Consider the following 26,023-nt stretch of genomic DNA (forward strand, 5'->3'; position numbering starts at 1 on the left):
GCCGCTGTCACTCGATTCCCAGGGGATGACGGTGCTCATGCGCGCCCTCACAGATCCTTGCAGAGCCGGAGCGAATCGTAGAGCGCGGCGTGGATGTTGCGGCCGGTCCAGGCGTCGCCGACGCGGTAGAGCGCGAAGCCGGGCTGGCCGGTCCAGCGTTGCGGGCGGCCTTCGATGAGGGCGTCGAGATCGGTCTCGCCCTCATTGACGGACGCGCCGCGCAGCGCCTCGAACACAGCGTCGACGGGGAGCGTGCCGTAATCGACCACGACGCGGTCGACCACGCGCTCTTCCTCCGCCTCGGTCATGGTGTTGCGCAGGGCGGCGATGAGGCGGTTGCCTTCCGGGTAGATCTCGATCAGCTCGGTATTGGGGGTCATCAGCACGCCGAGCTTGTAGAGCTCGCGCAGATGCACCGGCTTGTTGGTGGTGCCGACCTCCTGCGCGATCTGTACGTCGTGCGTCACCATCTCGACCAGGCAGCCCTTCTTGGCCAGCGCCTCGGCGGTGGAGGCGGCGTTGTGGCCGCCGATCTCGTCGAACAGCAGCACCGAGCCGGTGGGCTCGACCCGGCCGGTGAGGATGTCCCAGGTTGAGACGGCGTGCTCGTGCCCCTTGGCATGGCCGAGATTGGGCACGCCGCCGGTGGCCATGATCACCACGTCCGGCTGCTCGGCTTGGATGTCGTCCGCGCTCGCGGCATGGCCGAGGCGGATGTCGACGCCCTTCTTCTGAACCTGCGAGAACAGCCAGCGCGGAATGCCGGACAGCGCCTCGCGCCAGGTGGCCTTGGCGGCGATGTTGATCTGGCCGCCGACCACCGGCTCCTTCTCGAACAGCACCACCTTGTGGCCGCGCTCGGCGCAGACGCGGGCGGCTTCCAGCCCGGCCGGGCCGGCGCCGACCACCACCACCTTGCGCGTCACCTCCGCTTTGGGAATGACGTGCGGCATGGTCGCCTCGCGGCCGGTCGCCGCGTTCTGCAGGCACAGCGCGTCGCCGCCGACATAGATGCGGTCGATGCAGTAGCCGGCGCCGACGCATTGGCGGATGTCGTCGTCGCGGCCTTCCATCAGCTTCTTCACCAGATGCGGGTCGGCGATATGGGCGCGGGTCATGGCGATCATGTCGACATGGCCCTCGGCGACGGCGCGGGCGCCGGTGGCCAGATCCGTCACGCGCTGGGCGTGGAAGATCGGCACCTCGACCTCGCGCTTGATGGCGCTCGGCAGATAGAGGAAGGGCGCGACGGGGAAGGACATGTTGGGCAGCGACAGCGCATGGGACATCTCGTCCCGCGCCTGGCCGCCGACCACGTTGAGGAAGTCGACCAGGCCCGCCCGCGCATATTCCGTGGCGATGGCGACGCAGTCCTCATGGTTCAGCCCGTCGGCGATCAGCTCGTCGCCGGACATGCGCATGCCGATGACATAGTCGTCGCCGGTGGCCTCGCGCATGGCGGTGAGCACTTCCCGGCCGAAGCGCATGCGGTTTTCCAGGCTGCCGCCATATTCATCCGTGCGCTGGTTGACCGAAGGCGACCAGAACTGGTCGACCAGATGGCCATGGGCGGCGGAAATCTCGCAGCCATCCAGCCCGCCCTCCTTGCAGCGGCGGGCGGCGTCGGCGAAGGCCTTCACCACCCGGCGGATGTCGTTTTTGTCCATCGCGCGGGGAATGGTGCGCGAGGCCGGCTCGCGCCGCACCGAGGCGGAGAGCGTCGGCAGCCAGTTCTCCGTGTCCCATTTGGTGCGCCGGCCCATATGGGTGAGCTGGATCATCAGCTTGGCGCCGTGGGCGTGCACCCGCTCGGCGAATTGCTGGAAATAGGGGATGACGCTGTCATCGGTGACGGAAATCTGGTTCCACGGCGCGGCGGGGCTGTCGATCGCCACCGAGGACGAGCCGCCGAACATGGTCAGCCCGATGCCGCCCTTGGCCTTTTCCATGTGGTAGAGCTGGTAGCGCTCCTGCGGCTTGCCGTCCTTGCCGTAGCCCGGCGCGTGCGAGGTCGACATCACCCGGTTGCGGATGGTGAGGCCCTTGATGGTCAAGGGTTTGAGAAGTGCCTCGGCATTGGCGATCATGATGGTGGGCGCGCTCCTTCGCCTACGCATTCTAAACCCGTCCTGACACGATAGGTCGCATGCGCCTATGCCGGACAGAAGATTTGCGCCATCGCGCCGGTAGCGTTGCGACCGAGCCGCTCAGCGCAGCAGGATGCGCAGCGCCGAGGGGCCGGCCAGCGCCAGCACCAGCAGCGCCAGCGGCACCGCGAAGACGAAGCCGATATAGTTGAAGCCCACCGCGCCGACGACGCCGCCGACGAAGAAGGCGGCGAGGAAATAGCTGAGCAGCTTCAGCTTCTCGCGGTCGGCCAGCACCAGCGGGGCACCGGCGCCGCGCCGCCGGCGGCGGTTGGAATAAAACAGCTTGCCGAGCTCGATGCCGATATCGGTGACGATGCCGGTCATGTGGGTGGTGCGGATCTTGGCGCCCGACATCTTGGTCACGGTGGCGTTCTGCAGCCCCATGATGAAGCACAGCACCGCCACGGCGAGGCCGAGCATGAGGCCGGAGGTGCGGGTGAACGGGCCGATGGCGGCGAAGGCCAGCAGCAGCAGCGCTTCCAGCGTCAGGGGGAGCGAATATTCGCGGCCGGCGACATGCAGCCGGCCCCAGTTCACCAGCAGCGACGAGACGGCGGCGCCGACGACGAAGGCGGTGAGCGCGCCGGCGGCGGCGAGAACGAGGTCCATCGCGCCCAGCACCGCCTGGTCGGCGGCGGAGGAGATGATGCCGGACATGTGCGAGGTGTACTGGCCCACCGCCAGCAGCCCGCCGGCATTGGTGGCGCCGGCGACGAAGGTCATCGGCAGGCCGAGCCAGGCATCGGCGAGCGGCGTGCGCTCGGGCGCCAGCATGCCGGAGGTCAGGTCGCTGTAGCGGGCGGCCAGCTTGCGATAGCCGGTCGGGTTCACGGGCGCATTCATAGGCGCATTCATCCGGCGCAGTCAGGACCGCACGCGGCGGGGACCGCGCTCAGGGGGGCAACTGCCCTGTGTAATTAATACCACGAACCGGCCGGCGCCAGAGCGGACAAGTGCGTGCGGTGCGCTCAGCCGCCGCTGCGGACGGGCGCCGGGGGCAGCGCCTCGCGCCGCTCGCGGCTGGGTGGGCGGCCGAAATGGCGGGCATAGACGGTGGAGAAATGCGCCGCCGACTGGAAGCCGCAGGCAAGGCCGACATCGGTGACGGGCAGCGGCGAGAGGCGCAGCAATTCGCGCGCCCGCTCCAGCCGCAGCCGCAGCTGATAGGCCGCCGGGGCGACGCCGAGATGGCGCTGGAACAGCCGCTCCAGCTGGCGGGCGGAGACGCCGAGCCGGTTGGCGATGCCGGAGACGCCGAGCGGCTGCTCGATGGCGGCCTCCATCAGCCGCACCGCGCGGGCCAGCGTCGGGTCGGGCAGCAGCGGGCGCGGGCGGGCGGCCACCTTTTCCGCCCGGCGCGGGGCGCGATCAACGATGAACTGCTCCGACACCTTGTCGGCCAGAGCGCGGCCGCCCTTGGCCTCGATCAGGGTGAGCATCATTTCCAGCGGCGCCACGCCGCCGGTGCAGGTGAGCCGGTCGCGGTCGATGGCGAAGGCCTCCTCGACGAAATCGATGCGGGGAAATTCCTCGCGCAGCGCCGGCAGGTTTTCCCAATGGACGGCGCAGCGGTAGAAATCCAGCAGCCCGGCCTCGGCCAGGACAAAGCTGCCGGTGCACAGCGCCCCAAGCGCGACGCCGCGCCGGGCGAGGCGACGCAGCGCGTCGGCGGTGGCCGGGGTGGCGGCGTGGCGCACATCCGTGCCGCCGCAGACCAGAAGCAGGTCGAGCGGGCCGGCCTCGGCCAACGCATGGGTGGGCGACAGGCTCAGGCCGTTGCTGGCGATGGCGGGCGTGCCGTCCAGGGTCAGGATGCGCCAGGAATAGAGCTCGCCCTCGGTGACGTAATTGGCCATGCGCAGCGCCTCCAGCGCGTTGGCGCAGGCGATCATCGAATGGTTCGGCAGGGTGAGGAAGCCGATGCGGGTGAGGGAGGCGGTGTCGAGCACGTCAGGGCACCCGGAGAGCGTTGCCGAAGGTTACAGGCGATCATGTTGGGAAAAGGGCGCGCAGGATTACCCCCGCTTGGCCACCGACCGGCACCAATCATGCCGCAAAATCGTCGCCATAGCAGGGAGAAATGCGACGAGATAATTGGGGATTCCTTCCATGCGGTCCATGATGCGCTCGCGCTCCACCTTCCAGTCCTGGCTGCCGGGCCGCGTCATGCTGCCCGTCGGCTTCGCGCTGGCCATCGCCGCCGGCACCTATGTGATCGCCGAGGGCAATGGCTATGCGCGCGGCAAGGCCGACGAGGCCAGCGCGCTCCAGGCGCAGGAGAGCGTGAAGACGCTGGCCCGGCTGGTGGCGCAGCCGATCGATCTCGCCGAAGAGCCGAGCGAGAAGGGCGACCAGCTCGACATTCCCACCATGATCCGCGCCATCGAGCCCGGCGCGGTCTACAAGCCGCCGCAGAAGGCCGCCGCCAAGCCGGCCGCCGCCCGCACGGCGAGCGCCGAGGCGCCGCTCTCCAGCGACATCACGGTGGCCTCGCTGCCGGCCGGGGTCGAGCGCTTCGACCAGTGCGGCGCCCGCTGCGACAGCCGCGACCCGATGGTGACGCACGCGCCCGCGCCGCTGGTGGTGGGTGCGCAGCCGCTGCCGCCGGAGCCGGCTACCGAGCCTGCCGCCGCGCCGGTCGGTATGCCGCGCGATCTGGCCGCTGCCCCGCCGGTGGTGCCGCCGGCGCCTGTGGTCGCGCGGGTGGAGGAGCCCAAGGAGGGCTTTCTCGGCCTGCCGCCGATCCCCACCGCGAGCGAAATCGTCGACCGGACGGTGGAGGGCACCAACCGCGCCTATGACGGCATGAAGCAGGCGGTGAACGGCGCGCTCGACCTCTGGCGCTGAGGTTTCGGGCGGCCATCCCGGACGGGGCCGGAGGCGTCGCGCCGGGATCGGGCGCCACCACTCCCAAGCGATCCCGGACAGGGCCTGCCGCCCTTCCGGGATGACGTTTTTACCCGGATGACGCTCTGTCGGGATGACGTCTTTACCAGGATGACGTGGGGTGGGTCCGCTCAGCGGTCCACGACGAGGTTGCTGGTCGGCTTCGAGCAGCACAAAAGCGCCATGCCGGCGTCGATCTCGCGCTGGCGGATGCCGCCGCCATGCTTCATCTCGACCGTGCCCTCAATGAGCTTGGACTTGCAGGTGCCGCACAGCCCCTTCGAGCAGGAGGAGGGCAGGCGCACCCCGGCGCGGCGGGCGGCATCCAGCACGAACATGTCGGAGCGGCACTCGATCGAGCGCTTCTGCTTGGCGAATTCGATCGTGTAGGTGACGACCGGCACCTCCAGCGCCTCGGGCACCGCCTGCAGCAGCTCGGCCGAGACCACCTCCGCCGCCAGTTCGGGCTCGGCCCGGGCCAGTTCGGCGAAGTCGAAGCTCTCTTCATGGTGTCGCGACATGTCGAAGCCGGCGCCCTTCAGCATCTCGCGCACCGCCTTCATGAACGGCGCCGGGCCGCAGACGAAGATTTCGCGTTCGGCATAGTCGGGCGCGACATGTTCGAGCACGCCGAGGCTGACCCGGCCGCGCAGGCCGTGCCACGGCGCGCGCACGCTGTCGGCCTCGCAGATCGGGGCGAAGCGGAAGCTGCCCGGCTGGTTGCGCGCCATCAGCTCCAGCTCGTCGCGGAAGATGATGTCGGCGGGCGAGCGGGCGGCGTGGACGAAGACGATGTCCCGCGGCGTGCCGAGATCATGGAAGGTGCGGGCCATCGACATCACAGGGGTGATGCCGCTGCCGCCCGACAGGAACAGGTATTTCGGCGCCGGCGCGGGGGCTCCTTGCGTGAAGCAGGAGAACTCGCCCATCGGCCCGACGGCGCGCAGGGTGGAGCCGACCTTGATCTGGTCGTGCAGATGGTTCGACACCGGCCCGCCCGGCACGCGCTTGACCGTGATGGCGAGGGTGTGCGGACGCGTCGGCGCCGAGGCGATGGTGTAGCAGCGGTTGACGCTCTCGCCGCCGATCTCCAGCTCCAGGGTGAGGAACTGGCCGGGCCGGTAGTGGAAGATGCACGGGTCCCTCGGCGCCAGCACGAAGGTCTTCACGTCGGGCGTCTCCTCGCGGATGGCGAGGACCAGGAGGGTGTCGTCGGCTTCCGGGTTCCACTCGGCCAGCGCGCCGGTCAGGCGCAGCGCGGCGGGGTCGGGCAAGACGGTCGGGGTGGGCGCGTGCATGGGGGCTATCTCGTCGGGTCAATTCGCGCCAGTGGGCGGGCGAGGCTCCCTCTCCCCATGGGGGAGAGGGTCGGGGTGAGGGATTTCCGATCGTCCGTGCCGTCGCCCCTCACCGACCGGCTTCGCCGGCCACCTCTCCCCGACGGGGAGAGGGAAGAGGCGGCCCGCCGCCCTCAGCGACCCAGATGCGCGGTCATCCGGTTGACGTACCAGTTGCAGAACTTGTCCACGAGCATCTCGGTGTGCGGCGAGTAGGGGCCGGGCTCATAGGCCGGGCTGCGGGCGCCGTCCTGGCAATAGCCGACCAGTTCCGAATCCTGGTCATTGGTGGCGTCCCACACGCCGGTGAGGTTCTCGATCGTGTAGTCGACCCCTTCCACCGCGTCCTTGTGCACCAGCCATTTGGTGCGCAGCAGCGAGCGCTCGGCATCCAGCGGCAGCACCGAGAACACCACCGCATGGTCGGACATGAAATGGTGCCAGGAATTCGGCTGGGTCCAGAAATGCAGCGCGCCGTGCTTGGGGTCGTTGATGCGGCCGAGCAGCTTCTTGCACGCGGCCTTGGTGTCGTTGGTATGGCTCTCGCCGTCGCCGGCCAGCGGCAGGCGCTCGGTGCGGAAGCCGGTCGCCATGTCGTCGAGATGTTCCATCAGCGTGGAGGGGAAGCCGCAGCTTTCCCATTCGCGATGGCTCGCCTTCAGCAGCTTGTCGTAATCCTCGGCCTCCTTGCGCTCGTGCTCGTCCAGTTCTTCGGGGGCGAAGCCGAAGCCATAGGCGAAGAGCGGCACGGTCAGCTCGGGATGGTTGCCCGCGCAGTGATAGCACTCGCGGTTGTTCTCCATGGTGAGCTTCCAGTTGCCGGGCTCGATGATGTCCTTCTCGAACGCGACCTTGGCGTTCTTGAGATCATGCGGGGCGAGATAGGGCGCCATCTTCGCCGCCATCACCTCGAAATCTTCCGGCGGCTCGTCAGCCAGGCACACGAACAGCAGCCCTTCCAGCGAGCGCACATGCACCGGCTTCAGGCCATGGCAGGAGGCGTCGAAATCCTCGCCCATATGCGAGGCGGCGAGCAGCTTGCCGTCGAGGCCATAGGTCCAGGAATGGTAGCGGCAGACGAGGTTGCCGACCGTGGTCTTGTAGTCGTGCACGATCGGCGCGCCGCGGTGGCGGCACACATTGTGGAAGGCGCGGACCTCGCCATCATCGTCGCGCACCAGGAAGATGCTGGCCTTGCCGATGTTCAGCGTCATGGCGTCGCCCGGCTCGGGGATATCGGGATCGACGCCGACGAAGAGCCAGTGATGGCCGAAGATCACGTCCATATCCGCCGCGAAGATCTCGGGGCTGGTGTAGAACGGCGCCTCCAGGCTGTAGCCCGGCTTGCGGCGGCGCAGCAGCGTCTTCAGCGGGGTGGCGGTCGAATCCAGCATCGTCTGTTCTCCTCGCGCGGGTTCGCGGCCCCGCTTGTCGTCTGGAATTGTTCGACGGAAGCGCGCGGGCGACTTCTCTGGAAACGACAGACAATTTGCTGGACGCGACATTTGTCACGGTGTCCGCAACGCCGAAAGGACGGCGCGTCGCCGCGCCGCCCTCGCTTTGGTTCGCAGGAGGTGGAAGGGTTCACATCGCCGGCAGGATGGCGATGTCGTGCACCTTGCCCTCGACCCCGGCGATCTTGCCCACCCTCGTGGCCTTGCCGGTGGAAAGATCGACCGAATAGAGCGTGTCGCCAGCCATCAGCCAGCCCTCATTGGCGCCGGCCGCTGTCGTGACGATGTCGAAGGCGAAGGCGTCGCCGGCAACGCCGAGCGTGCCGACGGAATTGAGCACGCCGTCATTGGGCGGGGCCTGCTTGACCAGCGTGCCGGCGGTGGCGTCGATGTCGTAGAGCGCGGTTTCCTTGGTGCCCTTCACCGAATTGGTGTAGGCGCCGGCGACGATCTTCGAGGCCTTGCCCTTGTGCATGTCGCCCTCGGCGTAGTTCAGCACGCCGTCCGTCGTCACCTTGCCGTCGTCGACATTGGCGCGAAGATTGGTGCCGTCGCTGCCGATGACCCGCAGCCGGTCGGCCACCGGGTTGAAGTCGACCGTGGCCATGGAGCCGGCCGGCAGCATGGTGGCGAGCGTGGACTTCTTCATCGCCTTGCCGCTCATGGGATCGATGGTGACGACGGTGCCGTCGGCGAACAGGCCGTACAGCAGGCCGTCGGCCGGGCGCACATCGATGCCGACGAGCTTACCGTCGCCGGCGACCGTCACCGGCGTGCCGACCTTGGCGGCCTTGACGTCGACGAGGGCGATCCTGTTGCCGTCGAGCAGGGCGGCGACAGTCTGCGCCTGCGCGCCGCCGGCGAGGGCGAGGCCGGTGAAGGTGAACGCGCTGAAGGTGAGGGCGATCATCGAGCTTTTCATGGTGTCGAACTCCGTTTCGCGCCGAACCTGTGTCGGCTGGGACGGAGCGGCTACACGCGGGAATCGCCGGCGGATGCAGAAGGACGCGAAAAAATCTCTTCTCGTTGCATCCGAAACCGAGGACGGGGCGTAAGAGTAACAAGCCTTACTTTGCGGGAGCCGCCCGATGACGACCCTGCTGCCCACCGTTGAAGGCGCCGCCGATGACGAGCTTGCCGAGGCGCTGCGCTTCTGCGCGCGCGGCGAGCGCGCCGGGCTGCAGCTTCTCTATGACCGGCTGGCGCCAAAGATGACCGGCGTGGCGCTGCGCATGCTGCGCCGGCGCGATCTCGCCGACGAGGTGGTGCACGACACCTTCCTGCGCATCTGGGAAAAGGCCGGCAGCTTTGACCCGGCACGCGGCAAGCCGACCTCCTGGGCCTTCGCCATCCTGCGCAACACTGCGCTCAACCTGCTGCGCGGCGAGGGGCGGATGGAACTGGTCGGCGATTTCGAGGCGATCGAGCCGGCCAGCGAGGAGGCCGATGCCGAGACGCTTGTCATGGCGCTCTCCGAGGCCAGCGCGCTCAGGCGCTGCCTCGACCGGCTGGAGCCGGCGCGGCGGCGGGCGATCCTGCTCGCCTATATGCGCGGGCTGACCCATGGCGAGCTGGCGGGAAGGCTCGGCGTGCCGCTCGGCACCGCCAAGGCGTGGATACGCCGCAGCCTGCTCACCCTTCGGGAGTGCATGACATGAGCGCCGACGAGCGCGACCGGCTGGCGAGCGAATATGTGCTCGGCCTGCTCGAACCCGAGGAGATGCGCCGCTGCGAGGAAAGGCTGGCGCGCGACGCTGGGCTCGCCGTGCAGGTGGAGCTGTGGCGGGCGCGCCTCGCCGAACTGGATGCCACTGCCGCCCCGGTGACGCCTGATCCGGCGCTGTGGCCGCGCATCGACGCGGCGCTGGCGGCGCCGGTACCGAAGGCGGCGCGCCCGGCGCCCGTCCGCCCCTCGCGGCTGGCAGCATGGTGGGAAAGTCTCAGCCTGTGGCGCGGCTACGCTCTGGCGGCCTCGGCGGCGCTGCTGCTGCTCGCGATTGGCACGGTGCAGCTGGCGCGGCAGGCGGCGCAGGCGCCGGTGCTGGTGGCGGTGCTGCTCTCCGACCAGAACCAGCCGGCGGCGGTGGTCAACGCCTTCCGCGACGGGCGCACCGAGCTGCTGGCTCTGAGCGCGCTCAAGGCGCCGGAAGGCAAATCGCTGCAGGTGTGGACGCTGTGGGACCGCGAGCGCGGGCCGGTTTCGGTCGGCCTCTTGGAGGCGATGCGCAATGTCGAGCTGAGCGTCGAGGGCCTGCCGCGCCCCGCCGCCGCGCAGCTCTATGAGGTGACGCTGGAGCCGGCGGGCGGCTCGCCCACCGGGCGCCCGACCGGGCCGATCCTGATGAAGGGCAATGCCAGCCCGACCGAGGTGGGGATCTGACGGCGGGCCGTTACTCGAACAGACGCTGCGCCGCCATGCTCTGCACGGCCACCGGCGCGCGGGCGCGGGCATCGGACGGGGTGAAGCCGTGCTGGGCCTTGAACTGGCGGGAGAAATGCGCGCAATCGGAAAAGCCGGCCTCCAGCGCGATATCCGTCACCGAGCGGCCTGTGGTGTCGAGCAGGAAGCGGGCATAGCGCAGCCGCAGCCGGCGGTAGAACTCGGCCGGGCGCTGGCCCATCACGGTCTGGAACAGGCGCTCCAGCTGGCGGGTGGAGAGCTGCAGCCGGCGGGCGATGTCGGCAATGGGCAACGGGTCGGCGAGGTGCTGCTCCATCATCAGGAGCGCGCGCCGCACACGGTCATCGGCCACCAGATCGGCGATCGGCGGGTGCGGCTGGGATTCGGTACCGGGGCGCTGGCGGTCGAGCAGCAGCACATGGCGGCTCTTCTGGGCGATGGAGCGGCCGAGAAACTTCTCCACCAGCGCGGTGGCGAGATCGGCCGCGCCGCCGCCGCCGGCGCAGGTGATGCGGTCGCCGTCAATGACATAGAGCCGGTCCGCCACCGGGGTGTGGTGGGGAAATTCCTCCATGAAGTCCTGATAGTGATACCAGGAGACGCAGCAGCGCCGCCCGGTCATCAGCCCGGCGCGGGCCAGGATGAAGCTGCCGGTGCAGACGCCGACCAGCGGCACCCCGGCGCGGGCGGCGCGCTTGAGATAGGCGATGCTCTCCTCGTCGAGCTGCTGGCCGCCCTGCAGCAGGCCGCCGACGACGATGATGTAGGCGAAGTTCGCCGGGTCGGCGAGCGGGCCGGAGGGCGCCACGGTGATGCCGCAGCTGGCGCGGATCGGCTCCTGCTTCGAGGCCATCACCTGCCAGCGGGCGAGGATGGGGCGCGAGCGGTCGCCATCATCGGCGGCGAGGCGGAACTGGTCGACCATCAGCGAGAAGGCGGACAGGGTGAAATTGTCGGCCAGGATGAAGCCGACATTCAGCGCCGGCGCCGCCGCGTGCGCGGTGTGGGTGAGGCCGGGAGAGGTGGGTCGCTGCTGGTTCATGGCCTGCTCCTGCAGGTAGCATAGCAAATTTGCCGCCTCAGGTAGCAAGGGGAGTGCAGATGCCCGGTCGCGGCGCATGGGTTCAGCATTCCGGCAGGTTCACGGCGAGGCCGCCCAGCGAGGTTTCCTTGTATTTCGAGGCCATGTCGCGGCCGGTCTCGCGCATGGTGACGATGACCTTGTCGAGCGAGACGATGTGGGTGCCGTCGCCATGCAGGGCCAGCGAGGCGGCGTTGACCGCGCTGATGGCGCCGAAGGCGTTGCGCTCGATGCAGGGCACCTGCACCAGCCCGCCAATGGGGTCGCAGGTCATGCCGAGGTGATGCTCCATGCCGATCTCGGCGGCGTTCTCCACCTGCGCTGGGGTGCCGCCGAGCGCGGCGGCGAGCCCGCCCGCCGCCATCGAGCAGGCAACGCCAACCTCGCCCTGGCAGCCGACCTCGGCGCCTGAGATCGAGGCGTTGATCTTGAACAGCGCGCCGATGGCGGTGGCGGTGAGCAGGAAGACGTGCAGCCCCTCGCGGTTGGCGCCGGGGCAGTGGTCGCGATAATAGCGCAGCGTCGCCGGCACCACGCCCGCCGCGCCATTGGTGGGGGCGGTGACGACCCGGCCGCCGGCGGCGTTCTCCTCGTTCACCGCGATGGCGTAGAGGCTGACCCAGTCCATGATCTCATGCGGGGTCGGGGCATTGCGGGCGAGAAGGCTGTCGCGGATCGCCTTGGCCCGGCGCTTGACGTGCAGCCCGCCGGGCAGCTCGCCCGAAGTGGCAAGGCCGCGGTCGATGCAGGCCATCATCGCCTCGACCACGCCGTCGAGCCGCGCCTCGACCTCGGCCGGCGGGCGGCGGACCCGCTCATTGGCGAGGACAAGCTCGGCGATGGAGAGGTTTTCGCGTGCGGCGAGCGCCAGCAGCTCGCGGGCATTGCGGAAGGGATAGGGCAGGGCGGCCTCATCGGCGGCCGGCGGCTGGCCGACCTCGTGCTCGGGCACGACGAAGCCGCCGCCGATGGAGCACCAGCGCGCCTCGTTGAGCAGCCCGCCATCGCCGGCGAAGGCGCGGAAGGCGAGCGTGTTCGGGTGCTGCGGGGTGGGCGAGACGCCATCGAAGACGATGTCGCGGGGGACCTCAAAGCCGATGCCATGGCTGCCGGCGAGCGGCAGGCGGCCATCCTCCGCCACGCCGGCGATGAGCGCCTCCGCCTGGTCGGGGTCGACATTGCGCGGGTGGTTGCCGGCAAGGCCGAGCATAACAGCCTTGTCGGTGCCGTGGCCCTTGCCGGTCCAGGCGAGCGAGCCATAGAGCACCACTTCCACGCGGGCGGTGCGCGCCAGCAGGTCGTCCGCCGCGAGGCTCTCGGCAAAGCGCAACGCGGCCAGCATCGGCCCCACCGTGTGCGAGGAGGAGGGGCCGATGCCGATCTTGAAGAGCTCGAAGGCGCTGATCATGGACGCTTAACCCGCTTCGTCATCCCGGCCGGAGCGGAGCGGAGAGCCGGGATCGCTCTCCGTCTGGTCGCGATCCCGGATCGGCCTGCGGCCGTTCGGGATGACGTTGAGTGTCTGGTGTGTCGAATTCAGGTTCTGATCGGCAAATCTCAGGCCAGTTCGCGGCGGGCGTCTTCCAGCAGTTCCCAGACATAGGGCGCGAAGGAGCGCCAGACATCAATGTGGAACACGTCAGGGGCGTGGCGCACCAGCACGATTTCCGCCTTGTGGAACACGGTGCGCGTGCACATGCCGACCGGGAAGGCGTCGAGCGACAGGTCCAGCGGGTTGCCCTGGTTCAGCACGAACGCGGCCCTTTCGCCCGCGATCTCGATGCCGACGCTGCGCGCCGAGACATCGACCAAGGAGTGCGGCAGGCCTGACGTGGCGGCCTCGATCGCGGCGAAGATGGGCGCGGCCTCAGCGCCGGGGGCGAGCAGCAGCCACTCATCCGGGCCGAGCCAGAAGGCGAAGCGGCCACCCGCTGCATTGAAGCGGCAGGACTCGCGCGGCAGGGCGACGCCGAAGGCCTCGCCGGCCGGGCCGATCGCCGCCTCGCGGCCACGAAACACCAGCCGGGCGGCATCGCCCAGCGCGACAAGTCGCGCCGCTGCGACATCGCGGGAGGCGGCGGCGAGCGCTGTGAGCGGGCGGGCGGGGGCGAGGGGAAGGGTCATGCTCGGGCTCTCAACCATTGAGGCGTTCCCCCTTGGGATCGTAGAAGACCGGCTCGACCACCTCGACCTCAATGGCGTGGGTCGGCATCGGCACCATGAGCTTCTGGCCGATGCGCGCCCGCCCGCCCTTGACCATGGCCAGCGCGATGGAGCGGCCGAGAACGGCGCTGTGATAGGAGGAGGTGACGAAGCCGAGCATCGGCACCGGCACCGGGGCGGAAGGATCGGCGACGATCTGCGCACCTTCCTCCAGCACCACTTTGGGGTCGGTGGTCTTCAGGCCGACCAACTGCCGGCGGTCCGGCGCCGACATGGCGTCGCGGGCGAGCGAGCGCTTGCCGACGAAGTCCTTCTTCGCCTTGCCGACCGCCCAGCCGAGATTGGCGTCATCCGGCGTCGCGGTGCCGTCCGTTTCCTGGCCGACGATGATGTAGCCCTTCTCGGCCCGCAGCACATGCATGGTCTCGGTGCCATAGGGCGTGATGCCGAAGCGCTCGCCCGCCGCATACACCGCCTCCCACACCGCCCTGCCATAGGTGGAAGGCACGTTGATCTCGAAGCCGAGCTCGCCGGTGAAGGAGACGCTGAACAGCCGCGTCGGCACGCCGAGAATGGTGCCTTCGCGCACGCACATATGCGGGAAGGCTTCCTTGGAGAGGTCGATGCCCTCGATCAGCGGGGCGATCACCTCGCGCGCCTTCGGCCCCTGCACGGCGATCACCGACCACTGCTCGGTGGTGGAGGTGAGCCACACGTCGAGATCCGGCCATTCGGTCTGGAGGTAGTCCTCCATATGCGCCAGCACGCGCGGCGCACCGCCTGTGGTGGTGGTGACGTGGAAGCGGTCCGCCGCCATGCGGCCGACCACGCCGTCATCCATGACGAAGCCGTCCTCGCGCAGCATGACGCCGTAGCGCAGCCGGCCGGGCTCCAGCTTGGCCCAGGCATTGGTGTACATGCGGTTCATGAACTCGGCGGCATCCGGGCCGACGATTTCGATCTTGCCGAGGGTGGAGGCGTCGAACATGCCGACGCTGGCGCGCACCGCCTTGCATTCGCGGGCGACGGCGGCGTGCATATCTTCCATGCGTCCGCCTTCTCCCGCGCGGGGGAAGTAATGCGCGCGCTTCCAGTTGCCGACATCCTCGAAGGCGGCGCCGTGCTCGGCGGCCCAGTCGTGGATCGCGGTCTTGCGCAGCGGATCGAACACATCGCCGCGCGCCGCCCCGGCGAAGATGCCGAAAGTGGTGGGGGTGAAGGGCGGGCGGAAAGTGGTGAGCCCGATCTTCGGCACCGGCGTATCAAGCGCCTCGGACACGATGCCGAGGGTGTTCATGTTCGAGGTCTTGCCCTGATCGGTCGCCATGCCCGTGGTGGTGTAGCGCTTCACATGCTCGATCGAGCGCATGCCCTCGCGGGTGGCGAGCAGGATATCCTTGGAGGTGACGTCGTTCTGCCAGTCGACAAAGGCCTTGGCCAGCGCCGGGTTGCGCCCGTGCGGGGTGGCGCCGATGAAGCCGGCGCTGCCGAGATCTTCCGCGTTCGCCGCGAAGGCGCGCGAGGGCGTGGCCGGGGCCGGCGTGGCGCCGCGCGCGGGGGAGGCATGGTCGCGGGAGGCCTTGGCTGCCGCCTCGCCCTGGGCATAGCCATCCTCTAGCACGCGCTGCAGGCCATGGACGCCCCGGCAGGCGCCAGCGGAGCGCTCGCGCTCCACCGAGGTGCCGGGCAGATAGGCGCCGGCCGCGCCGTCCCAGACGAGCTTGCCGCGCGACTGCGAGAACAGGTGTACGCTCGGCGTGAAGCCGCCAGACATCAGCACGCTGTCGCAGGCGATGGTCTCGGTCGGGCCGACCGCGCCATTCTTCACCTTGGCGAGCTGGGCGGAGGAGACCCGCAGCCGGCCCTTGGCGCCCACCAGTACGGTGGAGGGGCGCACATCGATGCCGGCGGCCAGGGCCCGGGCCGGGAGTTCGCCTGACACCTCAGCACGCAGATCGGCGATGGCTGAGATGGTGACGCCGGCAGCCTTGAGGTCGAGCGCGGCGCGGTAGCCGGCATCGCAGGCGGTGAAGATCACCGCGCGCTCGCCGACCTTCGCGCCATAGCGATTGGCGTAGGTGCGGGCGGAATCGGCCAGCAGCACGCCGGGCCGGTCATTGTCCGGGAACACCAGCGGGCGCTCCAGCGCGCCGGCGGCGATCACCACTTCCCGGGCCCGCACCTGCCACAGCCGCTCGCGCGGCAGCGCCGTGCCGGGGGTGGCGAGATGATCGGTCACGCGCTCGGCCAGCGCGATGAGGTTGTGCGGGAAATAGCCGAAGGCGGTGGTGCGCGGCAGCAGGGTGACGTTGTCGCGGCCGGCGAGGTTCGCCAGCGTCGCCGCCAGCCAGTCGGTGGCCTTCTGGCCTTCGATGGTCGCCGAGATTTCCGACAGCAGCGAGCCGCCCAGTTCCGCCTGCTCGTCGCACAGGATGACCTTTGCCCCGCTCTCGGCGGCGGCGAGCGCGGCGGCCAGGCCGGCCGGGCCGGCGCCGACGACCAGCACGTCGCAATGGGCGTGGTTCTGGGTGTAGCGGTCCGGGTCCGGCAGCTCAGGGGCGACGCCGAGGCCGGCCATGGCGCGGATCTTCGGCTCATAGAAGCGCTTCCAGGCGCCGGCCGGCCACATGAAGGTCTTGTAGTAGAAGCCCGAGGGCAGGAAGGGCGAGGCGAGGTCGTTGACCGCGCCGGCATCAAAAGAGAGCGAGGGCCAGCGGTTCTGGCTCTGCGCCTTCAGCCCCTCATGCAGTTCGACCTGGGTCGCGCGCAGGTTCGGCGCGGCGCGGGCGGCGTCGCGGGCGACATTGACCAGCGCGTTCGGCTCGTCCGAGCCGGCGGAGAGGAAGCCGCGCGGGCGGTGATATTTGAACGAGCGGCCAATGAGGTGCACGCCATTGGCGATCAGCGCCGAGGCCAGCGTGTCGCCGGCAAAGCCGGAATAGGTCTGCCCGTCGAAGCGGAAGGACAGCGGCGCGGCGCGATCGATGCGCCCGCCCGAGGCGGTGCGGAAGCGGTTGGTCATGTCACGGGTTCCCGCCGCTGGAGGCGTCGATATCCGGGCGCGGCTCGCCGGCCTTGTAGGTGGTGACGAAGAAGTCGCTCACCGTGTCGCGCAGCGCGTTGAAATAGCGGCCGCAGCCATGGATGTGGCGCCAGCGCTCGGCGTGCAGGCCCTTGGGATTGGTGCGGTTGTAGAGGAAATCCGCCCATTCCTGGTCGGTGAGGGCGGAGGGGTCGGCCGGGCGGGCGATATGCGCCTCGCCGCCATAGCGGAATTCGACTTCCGGCCGGGCGCCGCACCAGGGGCAGGTGATGATGAGCATGGCTCAGATCCTCAATGCGCGACGGCGGCGGCGGCCGCTTCGTCGATCAGGAACCCGTCGCGGAAACGCTCCAGCGTGAACGGCGCGTTGATGGCGTGCGGGGCGTCCCTGGCGATGGTGTGGGCGAAGACATGGCCGGAGCCCGGCGTCGCCTTGAAGCCGCCCGTGCCCCAGCCGCAATTGACATAGAGGCCCGGCACCGGGGTCTTGGCGATGATCGGCGAGCGGTCGGGCGTCACGTCGACAATGCCGCCCCAGTTGCGCAGCATGCGCAGGCGCCGGAACTGCGGGACGAGTTCGCAGATGGCGTCGAGCGTGTGCGCGGTGATGTGCAGCGCGCCGCGCTGGGAATAGGAGGTGTAGGCGTCGGTGCCGGCACCGATCACCATCTCGCCCTTGTCGGATTGCGAGATATAGGCGTGGATGGTGTTGCTCATTACAACGGTCGGGAAGGCGGGTTTCACCGGCTCCGACACCAGCGCCTGCAGCGGATAGCTCTCCAGCGGCATGCGCAGCCCGGCCATCGCCATGACAACGCTGGTGTGGCCGGCGGCGGAGACGCCCACCTTCTTCGCCCGGATGAAGCCGCGCGAGGTCTCGACCCCTTCCACTGCGCCGGAGGCGTTGCGGCGGATGCCGGTGACTTCGCAGTTCTGGATGATGTCGACGCCGCGCGAATCCGCCGCGCGGGCAAAGCCCCAGGCCACCGCGTCGTGGCGGGCCGTGCCGCCGCGCCGCTGCAGCGCGCCGCCGATGATGGGGTAGCGCATGCTCGTGATGTTGAGCGGCGGGCAGAATTCCTTCACCTGCTCGGCGGTGAGCCATTCATTGTCGACGCCGTTCAGCCGGTTGGCGTGGACATGGCGCTTGAAGCTGATTTCGTCATGGTGGTTGTGCGCCAGCATCAACACGCCGCGCGCCGAATACATGACGTTGTAGTTGATGTCCTGCGACAGGCCTTCCCACAGCTTCACCGCGTGCTCGTACAGCGCGGCGCTCTCGTCGAACAGGTAGTTCGAGCGCACGATGGTGGTGTTGCGGCCGGTATTGCCGCCGCCGAGCCAGCCGCGCTCGATGACCGCGACATTGGTGATGCCGTGTTCCTTGGCGAGGTAATAGGCCGCCGCTAGGCCGTGGCCACCGGCGCCGACGATGATGACATCGTATTCGGCCTTCGGCTCGGGATTGCGCCACTGGGGCTGCCAGCTCTTGTGGCCACCCAGCGCGCGACGGAACAGCTCGAAGCCGGAGAATTTCTGCACAGTCGCCTCCGACGGAAGATAGATGCCTGCGGTGCCAGGACCGCCTTGAACCTGAGCCGCATGGTTGCGCGCCGCCGCCGCGGAGGCGAGCATTGTTTCGGCGCTGGCGTTGAACGAATGCGACATTGGATGCGACATCGCCGCGAAGGGAAGGAAGCGGCCGCGTCCTCACGCGCTGGTGATGGGCGCGGGCGCGCTTTCCTTGCGGAAGCCATGATCGCTCCCTACCTCCGAGCGCAGACATCAACACGGGATGCACCATGTTCAACAGCGGTAGTTTCGACGCCAAGCGGCTGCTCGACCAGTTCCTCACGCCGCAGGCGGGCGCGCAGGGCGGCGTCCCGGCGCCGCAGAACCCGCTGGGTGGCCTGCTCGGCGGGCTGACGGGCGGCATCACCGGTAGCGCCAACGCGCAGCCCCCCGGGGCGGGCGCGTCCGGCGCGGGCGACCTTGTGGGTCGGGCCAAGGAATACCTCGGTACTAATGGCGGCTCGCTCGCCTCCGGCGCGGCGGCCGGCGCGCTGGTGTCGCTGGTGCTCGGCAGCAAGGGCGGGCGCAAGATGGCCGGCAGCGCCATGAAGCTCGGCGGCCTCGCGCTCGTCGGCACGCTCGCCTACAAGGCTTACCAGAACTACCAGCAGGGCCAGCAGCCGCAGCAGACGGCGGCCGAGCCGGTGCCGACCCAGCTTCCCCCGGCGCAGTCGCCCTTTCACCCCGCGCAGGCCGAGCGCAGCCATTTCGACGTGACGCTGCTGCGCACGATGATCGCCGCCTCGCTCGCCGACGGCCATGTCGACGAGGCCGAGCGCGCCGCCATCTCCGCCAAGCTGGGTGGGTCCCAGCTCGACGAGGCCGAGCGCTTCCTCACGGCGGAACTTGGCGCGCCGGCGACGCCCGAGGCGCTGGCCGGTGAGGCCACCTCGCCCGAGCAGGCGGCCGAGGTCTACATGACCGCTCTGCTCGCCATCGACGCCGACACCACCTCGGAGCGGGTGTTCCTCGCTCGGCTGGCGACGGCGCTGAAGCTCGACCCGGCGCTGGTGCCGCATCTGGAAGCCAGCGCCCGCGCGGCACGGCTGGGCTGAGGCGGCGTCGCATCATTTGATGGCGAGGGGGGCGGCAGGGGCTGGCGCCCCGCCCCCGGGCAGGACCAAGGGCTCCGCCCGAGGCAAAGCCCTGCGGGCTTGCCTGGGGCAAAGCCGTTCCGGCTTGCCTGGGGCAGGACCAAGGGGTCCGCCCGATGTAATCAAGGTTAAGCGTTAAGGTTAAGCCCCTCTTAATCAGTCGCGGGCACAGTGCAGCCGTCGAAGAGCGCCGGGAATCTCCCGGCTCATCCGGGATGATTGCATGCGTGAGTTCGGGGCGTTGAAGCGTGGGGCGGACCTGCGTCGGGAAAGCCGGCTGCTGGCGGCGGCGCTGGCGGTGATGCTGCTGGGTGGCGTGGCGCAGGCGGCGGACCCGATCGACGCGATGGGTGCCGACGACCTTTTGGCCGACGATCTGCTGGCCGACGACCTGCTGGCTCTCGCGCCTGAAATCGAGGACTCCCGCTTCTGGTATCTGCGCGGCGATATCGGCTTCGTGTTCAACGAATCGGCCGATGCCGGCGGTGCCGGGCACCTCCCTCTGGATGATGCCGGCGTGTTCGGCCTCGGTGTCGGCGCGCGGCTCAGCGACCTCATGCGGGTCGATCTCACCGCCGATTACCGCAGCCCGGCGGATTTTTCCGTGCGCGGGTGGCGCGGCGAGGCCAGCGCGACCACGCTGCTGGCCAATCTCTATCTCGATCTCGGCACCTGGCACGGGCTCACCCCCTATGTCGGGGCGGGCCTTGGCGCCAGCCATGTCGCGCTCTCGGGCGCCGCCGATGCCGAGGGCTGGGGCCTCGCCTGGGCTTTGATGGCCGGCGGCACGGTGACGCTGGCGCCGAACTGGCAGCTCGATCTCGGCTACCGCTATCTCAGCATCGAGAATGCCGAGATGGGCGGCGTGCTGTCGCAGATCAGCCAGGCGGCGCATGAGGTGCGGCTCGGCGTGCGCTACCTGTTCGACTGACGCGCGCTTTCAGGCAGCCGTGCCGTCAGAAGTTCTCGTCGGGATAGACGCCCCAGAGCCGGGTCTGCTGCACGAAACCGTCGAGGTCGTGGCCGGTCACCTCCACCGCGCACCACCCGCCCGCGCAGCTCGTCGGGCGCACCAGCACATTGGCCGCGAGATAGGCACGAATGGCGGCTTCCGCCTCGGGAGCGGCGCGCAGGGCGACATTTTGGTTGTCGCGGGTGCGGATCGCCGCCGCCCGGCGCACCGTGAGCAGCGCGCTGTGCACCCAGCCGACATCGCCGGTATTGTCGCGGATGCGGCGCCAGTTGCCGTAGCGGTTGACCACCTCGACCGGCCAGCCGCGCTGATGGAACACCCAGCTCACGCGATAGGCGACGCCCGGCCCGACGCGCACATTCGTCACCGCGTTCCTGAGCGTGGCGAAATAGGGCAGCGCGCGCTCGGCGAACGCCGGCGCCTGGGACAGAAACAGGGCCGCGAGGACGAAAAGCGCCTTGGCGACCCCCTTCCTCACGACCCTGCCCCCTGTGGCTCCCTGCCGCGCCGGTCGGCCTTTCAACGGCAGCCGGAGAGGATGCGGTTGGTGGCGGCGGTGACGCCGTTGAGCGAGAACACGTAGCTCGTGTCGTTGCCGCGCGCCGAGGTGGCGCTGATGTTCATCTCGCTGCCGCCGCGCAGGGCTTCGAGAAAGGCCGGTTCGCGCTCGGCCCGCCGCAGCCAGGCGCTGCTGCCTTCGGTCATCATCACGAATTTGTCGTCGCCGATGCTGGCGACGACCTGCGAGCCGCTGGCGAAATTGTAGCCGGTCTGAAAGCTCACCTCGGTGCGCTGCGCGGTGTCGGGCAGGGCGGTAACGAAGAATGTGACATCACCATGGGTAAGCCGCTCGGGCTTGGCCGAGGTCGGCGTGCTGATCGTGTAGCATTGCGGCTTGCCGTCGACGTTGAAGCGCCAGGCGCTCCAGTCCTTGTACTCGCCCATTGCTGTCGGCTTGGCAGCCATGGCGCCGGTGCTGGCAAGGAACATCACACTCAGTGCGATGGCGGTCCGTCCAATCATGGGGGGAAGCCTCCTCTCGTCTGTGGTTCAGCGCAGGAGACTTGTCGTTCAGCGTTAAGACCGCGTTAAGGCACGCGGCCGGAACGCGATCACAATGTGGACAGGCGGCGCTCCGGCGACGGTTTCGCGGCCGCCGAGGGGCAAGAACGGGCGGCCGCTGCGGGTCGCCCGTCGCGCCGGGATGGCCGGCAGATCAGAGCCGCAGCAGCGGATCGGGGTTCAGGGCGTGCAGCGTCCACTGGCGCTGGACCTCGTGGAAATGCACGTCCTTGCCGCCCTTGGCGGTGAGGATGGCGGCGATCTCCGCGTCCTTGGCCGCGTCGGGAGCATGCACCCACAGCAGCAGCCCGCCATCGCCGATCTGGCGCTCGACAAAGGCGGCGTGCTTGCGGCCGAAGGCGCGGGCGAGCAGCAGGCCGACCACGCCGCCCGCCGCGGTGCCGCCGGCGGTGACGGCAATGGCGGGAATCAGCGCCGCGCCGCCGGTGCCGGCGACCAGCGCCGCGCACAGGCCCGCGACCAGCGCCGGGCCACCGGCCAACGCGGCGAGGCCTTCCGTCCGTTCATCCGCAGCCACATAGGCGCCGCGCGGAACGTCGCCGGAGTCTTCGAGCGCGCTGAGCGGCTTCAGCGCGAAAGCGCCATGCGCGCCGAGAACGCTCATGTCCTTTTCTTCGAGGCCAAGCTGCAGCAGCGAATCGACCGCCGCGTGCAGGGCGGCCTCCGAGCTGAACACGGCCACGGCTTCGCGCTCGCTATAGTCCATGGTGACATCGTCCGGGGAGTCGATCGAACTCATCCTGCGTCCCTCTTGGTGCTGTCCGTCCCTCAGTGCCGGCCGAGAGCGTGATCGGCCCCCTCCGGCATGTTGTCGCAGCCCTCCCGGTGAGAGCGACCGCGTGGTGCCCAGCTTTGGCGATTGCGGCGGGCGACGCCACGGAAAAGTGCGCACCATGGCGGGCTGTCGCTGCGCCCGCTTGCGGACGGCTCGCGCGGGGCGGGTGGTGCGTTCGGAGAAATGCCGCTTGCGTTTCAGCGGCGGCGGGAGTAACTCGCTCCCCGGGCTACCCCTCCCCACCGAGGGGCTCCCATCTGGAAGGATGGCTATCATGACGATTACCGCGCAGCCGGCTGTGAAGCCGGCCAATCCCAATTTTTCGTCCGGCCCCTGCGCCAAGCGGCCCGGTTGGACGCTTGAGGCCTTGAGCGATGCTCCGCTCGGCCGCTCGCACCGTGCCAAGGTCGGCAAGGCGAAGCTGAAGCTCGCCATCGACCTCACCCGCGAAATTCTCCAAATTCCCGCCGATTACCGCATCGGCATCGTTCCCGCCTCCGACACCGGCGCGGTCGAGATGGCGCTGTGGTCGCTGCTCGGCGCCCGCCCGGTCGACCTGCTGGCCTGGGAAAGCTTCGGCGAAGGCTGGGTGACGGATGTCGTCAAGCAGCTCAAGCTCAAGGACGCCCGTATCCTCAAGGCCGGCTATGGCGAGCTGCCCGACCTCGGCCAAGTGAATTTCGACCATGACGTGGTGTTCACCTGGAACGGCACCACCTCGGGCGTGCGGGTGCCGAACGCCGATTTCATTCCCGCCGACCGGCAGGGCCTGACCATCTGCGACGCCACCTCGGCGGTGTTCGCGCAGGACCTCGACTGGGCCAAGCTCGATGTCGTGACCTATAGCTGGCAGAAGGTGCTGGGCGGGGAAGCCGCGCATGGCATGCTGATCCTCTCGCCGCGCGCGGTCGAGCGGCTGGAGAGCTATGTGCCGGCCTGGCCGCTGCCGAAGATCTTCCGCCTGACCAAGGGCGGCAAGCTGATCGAGGGCACGTTCGAGGGCGAGACCATCAACACCCCGTCCATGCTCTGCGTCGAAGACTATCTCGACGCGCTGAACTGGGCGAAGGCGGTCGGCGGGCTCAAGGGCCTGCAGGCGCGCTCGGACGCCAATTTCAAGGTGCTCGCCGACTATGTGGCGAAGACGCCGTGGATCGACTTCCTCGCCACGGTGCCGGAAACCCGCTCCAACACCAGCGTGTGCCTCGTGGTCGCCGACCCCGAGGTGAAGGCGCTGGCGCCGGACGCGCAGGCGGCCTTCGCCAAGGCGCTGGCGGCGTCTCTGGAAAAGGCCGGCGTCGCCTATGACATCGGCGCTTATCGCGACGCGCCGGCGGGCCTGCGCATCTGGGCGGGCGCCACGGTCGAGGCCTCCGATCTCGCCGCGCTGCTGCCCTGGCTCGACTGGGCCTTCGCCAGCGCCAAGGCGGGCCTCAAGCAGGCCGCCTGATCCCTCGCGCCTCCCCCGCCGCTGACGCAAGGGGACGGCGAAGGGGCCGCGTTCCGGCCTGATGGCGAATGGCTTCCTCTCCCGGCCGCGTTTCGCCATCCAAGCCTTCCCGCGTGCGCCCGACGAACGCTTCGTCGTCCCCTCCCGCCAGCGGCGGGACCTGCCATTCCCCCCGCGCCGCGGGGCGACCTTCCCCCTTTCCGAACAGGATGAAGCCCATGGCTCCCCGCGTTCTCATTTCCGATGCGCTTTCCCCCGCCGCCGTGCAGATCTTTAAGGACCGCGGCATCGAGGTCGACTTCCAGCCGGCGCTGGGCAAGGACAAGGACAAGCTGGCCGAGATCATCGGCAATTATGACGGTCTCGCCATCCGCTCGGCGACCAAGGTGACGCCGAAGATCCTGGCCAACGCCACCCGGCTGAAGGTGGTCGGGCGCGCCGGCATCGGCGTCGACAATGTCGACATCCCGGCCGCCACCGCCAAGGGCGTGATCGTGATGAACACGCCGTTCGGCAATTCCATCACCACCGCCGAGCACGCCATCGCCATGATGTTCGCGCTGGCCCGCGAAATCCCCGCCGCCGACGCCTCCACCCAGGCCGGCAAGTGGGAGAAGAACCGCTTCATGGGCGTGGAGCTGACCGCCAAGACGCTGGGCATCATCGGCTGCGGCAATATCGGCTCCATCGTCGCCGACCGCGCCATCGGGCTGAAGATGAAGGTCATCGCCTTCGACCCCTTCCTCAGCCCTGAGCGCGCCAAGGATATCGGCGTCGAGAAGGTGGAGCTGGACGACCTGCTCGCCCGCGCCGATGTCATCACCCTGCACACGCCGCTGACCGACAAGACCCGCAACGTGCTCTCGGCCGAGGCCATCGCCAAGACCAAGAAGGGCGTGCGCATCGTCAACTGTGCGCGCGGCGGGCTGGTCGACGAGGCGGCGCTGGCGCAGGCGCTGGAGAGCGGCCATGTCGCGGGCGCGGCCTTCGACGTGTTCATCACCGAGCCGGCGACCGAGAACCCGCTTTTCGGCCATCCCAATGTGATCTGCACCCCGCATCTGGGCGCTTCCACCACCGAGGCGCAGGAGAATGTCGCGCTGCAGGTGGCCGAGCAGATGAGCGACTATCTGCTGCGCGGCGCCATCTCCAATGCGGTGAACTTCCCCTCGATCACGGCGGAAGAAGCCCCGAAGCTGAAGCCTTTCATCGAACTCGCCGAAAAGCTCGGCTCCTTCGCCGGCCAGCTCACCGACACCGACATCCAGACCGTGCGCATCACCTATGACGGCGCGGTGGCCAGCCTGAAGATCAAGGCGCTGACCTCGGCGGCGGTGGCCGGCCTGCTGCGCCCGGCGCTGGCCGACATCAATGTCGTTTCCGCCCCGAGCATCGCCAAGGAGCGCGGCATCGTGGTGGAAGAGACCACCCGCGAGATCGCCGGCGACTATGAGAGCCTGATCACGCTCACCGTCATCACCGAGAAGATGGAGCGCTCGATCTCCGGCACAGTGTTCGCCGATGGGCGCCCGCGCATCGTCGACATCAAGGGGATCAAGGTGGACGCCGAGTTCGCGCCCTCCATGCTCTACGTCACCAATGAGGACAAGCCGGGCTTCGTCGGCCGCTTCGCCAGCCTGCTCGGCGATGCCGGGCTCAACATCGCCACCTTCGCGCTCGGCCGCGACCGGCAGGGCGGCGATGCCATCGCGCTGGTCGAGGTGGACGGCACCGTGCCGGGCGAACTTCTGGCCAAGGTGCAGCAGCTTCCTTCCGTGAAGCAGGCCAAGCCGCTGGTGTTCTGAGGCGCGGCGCCGCGTATGAAAAAAGGCCCCCGGAGCGATCCGGGGGCCTTTTGCATTAGAAGCGCGCCCCTTCAGAGCGGGAAGGCGGCGCGGTGCAGCTTGGCGGCGGCCTTGGCCAGCGCGACGATCTGCTCCCAGTCGCCCATGGTAACGCTCTCATTCGGCGCCACCCAGGAGCCGCCGACGGCGAGCACGTTGGGCTGGGCGAGGTAGGAGCCGACATTGGCCGGGCTGATGCCGCCGGTCGGGCAGAAGCGCAGATCGGGGAGCGGGCCGGCCAGCGACTTCAAAAGGTTGACGCCGCCGACCGCTTCGGCCGGGAACAGCTTCAGCACCGGAAAGCCCATGGCGTGCAGCGCCATCGCCTCGGTGGCGGTGGCACAGCCGGGCATAACGGGCACCGGCGCCTCGGCCAGCGCCTCCGCCAGCGCCGGCGGGCAGCCGGGGCTGACCAGGAAGCGGGCGCCGGCATCGATGCATTTCTGAATGAGGTCCGGCCGCGTCACCGTGCCGGCGCCGACAATGGCGTCCGGCACCTCGGCGGCGATGGCGGCGATGGCTTCCAGCGCCGCCGGGGTGCGCAACGTCACCTCGATCAGCGGCAGCCCGCCCTCGGCCAGCGCCCGCGCCAGCTTCACGCCGGCGGCGACACTCGGCACGGTGACGACGGGAACGACGGGAGCGCGGGCGAGCAGGAAGCTGGGATCGGGAAGCGACATCGGGCACCTTGCGGGAGATTTGCGGGGGACTCGTTGC

The 26,023-nt window shown here is 69.2% G+C and carries 23 protein-coding genes; 7 read left to right on the top strand and 16 right to left on the bottom strand.

The features are described from left to right. Positions 1 to 47 precede the first annotated feature (47 nt). The 3 genes from BLO63_RS14085 to BLO63_RS14095 all read right to left on the bottom strand — a co-directional run bounded on the left by BLO63_RS14085 (position 48) and on the right by BLO63_RS14095 (position 4,099). On the bottom strand, positions 48 to 2,087 hold the full coding sequence (locus BLO63_RS14085; RefSeq protein ID WP_091441672.1) for an NADH:flavin oxidoreductase: 2,040 nt from the start codon (positions 2,085 to 2,087) through the stop codon (positions 48 to 50). A 120-nt stretch (positions 2,088 to 2,207) separates the two neighbouring features. Next, a complete protein-coding gene (locus BLO63_RS14090) occupies positions 2,208 to 2,993 on the bottom strand; it encodes a YoaK family protein (protein WP_244517877.1) in 786 nt (261 codons plus the stop codon). Between the two features lie 125 nt (positions 2,994 to 3,118). Continuing rightward, on the bottom strand, positions 3,119 to 4,099 hold the full coding sequence (locus tag BLO63_RS14095; RefSeq protein ID WP_091441675.1) for a GlxA family transcriptional regulator: 981 nt from the start codon (positions 4,097 to 4,099) through the stop codon (positions 3,119 to 3,121). Positions 4,100 to 4,259: 160 nt separating this feature from the next. Here BLO63_RS14095 and BLO63_RS14100 point away from each other — a divergent pair, with 160 nt between their 5' ends. Then, a complete protein-coding gene (locus tag BLO63_RS14100; protein ID WP_091441676.1) occupies positions 4,260 to 4,997 on the top strand; it encodes a hypothetical protein in 738 nt (245 codons plus the stop codon). Positions 4,998 to 5,167: 170 nt separating this feature from the next. Here the strand turns inward: BLO63_RS14100 and BLO63_RS14105 are convergent, their stop codons facing one another. From BLO63_RS14105 to BLO63_RS14115, 3 genes are all read right to left on the bottom strand, one after another. After that, a complete protein-coding gene (locus BLO63_RS14105) occupies positions 5,168 to 6,334 on the bottom strand; it encodes an FAD-binding oxidoreductase (RefSeq protein WP_091441678.1) in 1,167 nt (388 codons plus the stop codon). A gap of 173 nt (positions 6,335 to 6,507) precedes the next feature. Then, the gene (locus BLO63_RS14110) at positions 6,508 to 7,767 is read right to left on the bottom strand and encodes an aromatic ring-hydroxylating oxygenase subunit alpha (RefSeq protein WP_091441679.1); all 1,260 of its coding nucleotides are present in this window, start codon (positions 7,765 to 7,767) and stop codon (positions 6,508 to 6,510) included. A gap of 190 nt (positions 7,768 to 7,957) precedes the next feature. Next, a complete protein-coding gene (locus BLO63_RS14115; RefSeq protein WP_091441681.1) occupies positions 7,958 to 8,749 on the bottom strand; it encodes a DUF4394 domain-containing protein in 792 nt (263 codons plus the stop codon). A 166-nt stretch (positions 8,750 to 8,915) separates the two neighbouring features. Between BLO63_RS14115 and BLO63_RS14120 the strand changes: the two genes are divergently transcribed. Beyond that, a complete protein-coding gene (locus BLO63_RS14120; RefSeq protein ID WP_091441683.1) occupies positions 8,916 to 9,485 on the top strand; it encodes a sigma-70 family RNA polymerase sigma factor in 570 nt (189 codons plus the stop codon). Beyond that, positions 9,482 to 10,207: an anti-sigma factor gene (locus BLO63_RS14125; protein ID WP_091441684.1), complete on the top strand. Its 726-nt coding sequence runs from the start codon at positions 9,482 to 9,484 to the stop codon at positions 10,205 to 10,207. Before BLO63_RS14120 ends, BLO63_RS14125 begins: the two co-directional genes overlap by 4 nt. Before the next feature lie 10 nt (positions 10,208 to 10,217). On the opposite strand, the gene BLO63_RS14130 is transcribed toward BLO63_RS14125, so the two are convergent. The 6 genes from BLO63_RS14130 to BLO63_RS14155 all read right to left on the bottom strand — a co-directional run bounded on the left by BLO63_RS14130 (position 10,218) and on the right by BLO63_RS14155 (position 18,057). Next, positions 10,218 to 11,270 (bottom strand): GlxA family transcriptional regulator, encoded by a 1,053-nt coding sequence (locus tag BLO63_RS14130; protein WP_091441686.1) that lies wholly within the window; start codon positions 11,268 to 11,270, stop codon positions 10,218 to 10,220. A gap of 82 nt (positions 11,271 to 11,352) precedes the next feature. Further along, entirely contained in the window at positions 11,353 to 12,717 is a 1,365-nt protein-coding gene (locus BLO63_RS14135) for an L-serine ammonia-lyase (protein ID WP_091441688.1), read from the bottom strand. Between the two features lie 149 nt (positions 12,718 to 12,866). Continuing rightward, positions 12,867 to 13,433, bottom strand: coding sequence for a sarcosine oxidase subunit gamma (locus BLO63_RS14140; protein ID WP_244517878.1), 567 nt, complete (start codon positions 13,431 to 13,433; stop codon positions 12,867 to 12,869). Between the two features lie 10 nt (positions 13,434 to 13,443). Then, entirely contained in the window at positions 13,444 to 16,494 is a 3,051-nt protein-coding gene (locus BLO63_RS14145) for a sarcosine oxidase subunit alpha (protein WP_091441691.1), read from the bottom strand. Position 16,495: 1 nt separating this feature from the next. Next, entirely contained in the window at positions 16,496 to 16,795 is a 300-nt protein-coding gene (locus BLO63_RS14150; protein WP_091441693.1) for a sarcosine oxidase subunit delta, read from the bottom strand. Positions 16,796 to 16,806: 11 nt separating this feature from the next. Next, positions 16,807 to 18,057 carry a sarcosine oxidase subunit beta family protein gene (locus tag BLO63_RS14155; RefSeq protein WP_091442106.1) on the bottom strand — a complete coding sequence of 417 codons (1,251 nt, stop codon included), beginning with the start codon at positions 18,055 to 18,057 and terminating at the stop codon, positions 16,807 to 16,809. Between the two features lie 260 nt (positions 18,058 to 18,317). Here BLO63_RS14155 and BLO63_RS14160 point away from each other — a divergent pair, with 260 nt between their 5' ends. Next, positions 18,318 to 19,142, top strand: coding sequence for a tellurite resistance TerB family protein (locus BLO63_RS14160; RefSeq protein ID WP_091441694.1), 825 nt, complete (start codon positions 18,318 to 18,320; stop codon positions 19,140 to 19,142). Positions 19,143 to 19,404: 262 nt separating this feature from the next. After that, positions 19,405 to 20,112 (top strand): outer membrane protein, encoded by a 708-nt coding sequence (locus BLO63_RS14165; protein WP_091441696.1) that lies wholly within the window; start codon positions 19,405 to 19,407, stop codon positions 20,110 to 20,112. A 25-nt stretch (positions 20,113 to 20,137) separates the two neighbouring features. Here the strand turns inward: BLO63_RS14165 and BLO63_RS14170 are convergent, their stop codons facing one another. The 3 genes from BLO63_RS14170 to BLO63_RS14180 all read right to left on the bottom strand — a co-directional run bounded on the left by BLO63_RS14170 (position 20,138) and on the right by BLO63_RS14180 (position 21,976). Beyond that, a complete protein-coding gene (locus tag BLO63_RS14170) occupies positions 20,138 to 20,632 on the bottom strand; it encodes an SH3 domain-containing protein (RefSeq protein WP_091441698.1) in 495 nt (164 codons plus the stop codon). A 41-nt stretch (positions 20,633 to 20,673) separates the two neighbouring features. Then, positions 20,674 to 21,177: an invasion associated locus B family protein gene (locus BLO63_RS14175; protein ID WP_091441699.1), complete on the bottom strand. Its 504-nt coding sequence runs from the start codon at positions 21,175 to 21,177 to the stop codon at positions 20,674 to 20,676. Between the two features lie 193 nt (positions 21,178 to 21,370). After that, positions 21,371 to 21,976, bottom strand: a complete 606-nt coding sequence (locus BLO63_RS14180) for a hypothetical protein (protein ID WP_091441701.1) — start codon at positions 21,974 to 21,976, stop codon at positions 21,371 to 21,373. 310 nt (positions 21,977 to 22,286) lie between these two features. Between BLO63_RS14180 and BLO63_RS14185 the strand changes: the two genes are divergently transcribed. Beyond that, positions 22,287 to 23,462: a phosphoserine transaminase gene (locus BLO63_RS14185; RefSeq protein WP_091441703.1), complete on the top strand. Its 1,176-nt coding sequence runs from the start codon at positions 22,287 to 22,289 to the stop codon at positions 23,460 to 23,462. 218 nt (positions 23,463 to 23,680) lie between these two features. Further along, complete coding sequence (gene serA / locus BLO63_RS14190; protein ID WP_091441704.1) at positions 23,681 to 25,267, top strand: phosphoglycerate dehydrogenase; 1,587 nt, start codon at positions 23,681 to 23,683, stop codon at positions 25,265 to 25,267. Between the two features lie 71 nt (positions 25,268 to 25,338). On the opposite strand, the gene eda is transcribed toward serA, so the two are convergent. After that, complete coding sequence (gene eda, locus BLO63_RS14195) at positions 25,339 to 25,986, bottom strand: bifunctional 4-hydroxy-2-oxoglutarate aldolase/2-dehydro-3-deoxy-phosphogluconate aldolase (protein ID WP_091441706.1); 648 nt, start codon at positions 25,984 to 25,986, stop codon at positions 25,339 to 25,341. Between the last annotated feature and the right edge of the window lie 37 nt (positions 25,987 to 26,023).

The organism is Ancylobacter rudongensis (assembly GCF_900100155.1).
Classification (GTDB): Bacteria; Pseudomonadota; Alphaproteobacteria; order Rhizobiales; family Xanthobacteraceae; genus Ancylobacter; species Ancylobacter rudongensis.

Excerpts from the sequence above, each read along its gene's own strand:
- BLO63_RS14100 (WP_091441676.1), top strand. The coding sequence starts at position 4,260 with ATGCGGTCCATGATGCGCTCGCGCTCCACCTTCCAGTCCTGGCTGCCG.
- BLO63_RS14105 (WP_091441678.1), bottom strand. The coding sequence starts at position 6,334 with ATGCACGCGCCCACCCCGACCGTCTTGCCCGACCCCGCCGCGCTGCGC.
- BLO63_RS14150 (WP_091441693.1), bottom strand. The coding sequence starts at position 16,795 with ATGCTCATCATCACCTGCCCCTGGTGCGGCGCCCGGCCGGAAGTCGAA.
- BLO63_RS14125 (WP_091441684.1), top strand. The coding sequence starts at position 9,482 with ATGAGCGCCGACGAGCGCGACCGGCTGGCGAGCGAATATGTGCTCGGC.
- BLO63_RS14110 (WP_091441679.1), bottom strand. The coding sequence starts at position 7,767 with ATGCTGGATTCGACCGCCACCCCGCTGAAGACGCTGCTGCGCCGCCGC.
- BLO63_RS14120 (WP_091441683.1), top strand. The coding sequence starts at position 8,916 with ATGACGACCCTGCTGCCCACCGTTGAAGGCGCCGCCGATGACGAGCTT.
- BLO63_RS14115 (WP_091441681.1), bottom strand. The coding sequence starts at position 8,749 with ATGAAAAGCTCGATGATCGCCCTCACCTTCAGCGCGTTCACCTTCACC.
- BLO63_RS14130 (WP_091441686.1), bottom strand. The coding sequence starts at position 11,270 with ATGAACCAGCAGCGACCCACCTCTCCCGGCCTCACCCACACCGCGCAC.
- serA (WP_091441704.1), top strand. The coding sequence starts at position 23,681 with ATGGCTCCCCGCGTTCTCATTTCCGATGCGCTTTCCCCCGCCGCCGTG.
- BLO63_RS14185 (WP_091441703.1), top strand. The coding sequence starts at position 22,287 with ATGACGATTACCGCGCAGCCGGCTGTGAAGCCGGCCAATCCCAATTTT.
- BLO63_RS14165 (WP_091441696.1), top strand. The coding sequence starts at position 19,405 with ATGCGTGAGTTCGGGGCGTTGAAGCGTGGGGCGGACCTGCGTCGGGAA.
- BLO63_RS14180 (WP_091441701.1), bottom strand. The coding sequence starts at position 21,976 with ATGAGTTCGATCGACTCCCCGGACGATGTCACCATGGACTATAGCGAG.
- BLO63_RS14175 (WP_091441699.1), bottom strand. The coding sequence starts at position 21,177 with ATGATTGGACGGACCGCCATCGCACTGAGTGTGATGTTCCTTGCCAGC.
- BLO63_RS14160 (WP_091441694.1), top strand. The coding sequence starts at position 18,318 with ATGTTCAACAGCGGTAGTTTCGACGCCAAGCGGCTGCTCGACCAGTTC.
- BLO63_RS14085 (WP_091441672.1), bottom strand. The coding sequence starts at position 2,087 with ATGATCGCCAATGCCGAGGCACTTCTCAAACCCTTGACCATCAAGGGC.
- eda (WP_091441706.1), bottom strand. The coding sequence starts at position 25,986 with ATGTCGCTTCCCGATCCCAGCTTCCTGCTCGCCCGCGCTCCCGTCGTT.
- BLO63_RS14145 (WP_091441691.1), bottom strand. The coding sequence starts at position 16,494 with ATGACCAACCGCTTCCGCACCGCCTCGGGCGGGCGCATCGATCGCGCC.
- BLO63_RS14135 (WP_091441688.1), bottom strand. The coding sequence starts at position 12,717 with ATGATCAGCGCCTTCGAGCTCTTCAAGATCGGCATCGGCCCCTCCTCC.
- BLO63_RS14140 (WP_244517878.1), bottom strand. The coding sequence starts at position 13,433 with ATGACCCTTCCCCTCGCCCCCGCCCGCCCGCTCACAGCGCTCGCCGCC.
- BLO63_RS14090 (WP_244517877.1), bottom strand. The coding sequence starts at position 2,993 with ATGAATGCGCCCGTGAACCCGACCGGCTATCGCAAGCTGGCCGCCCGC.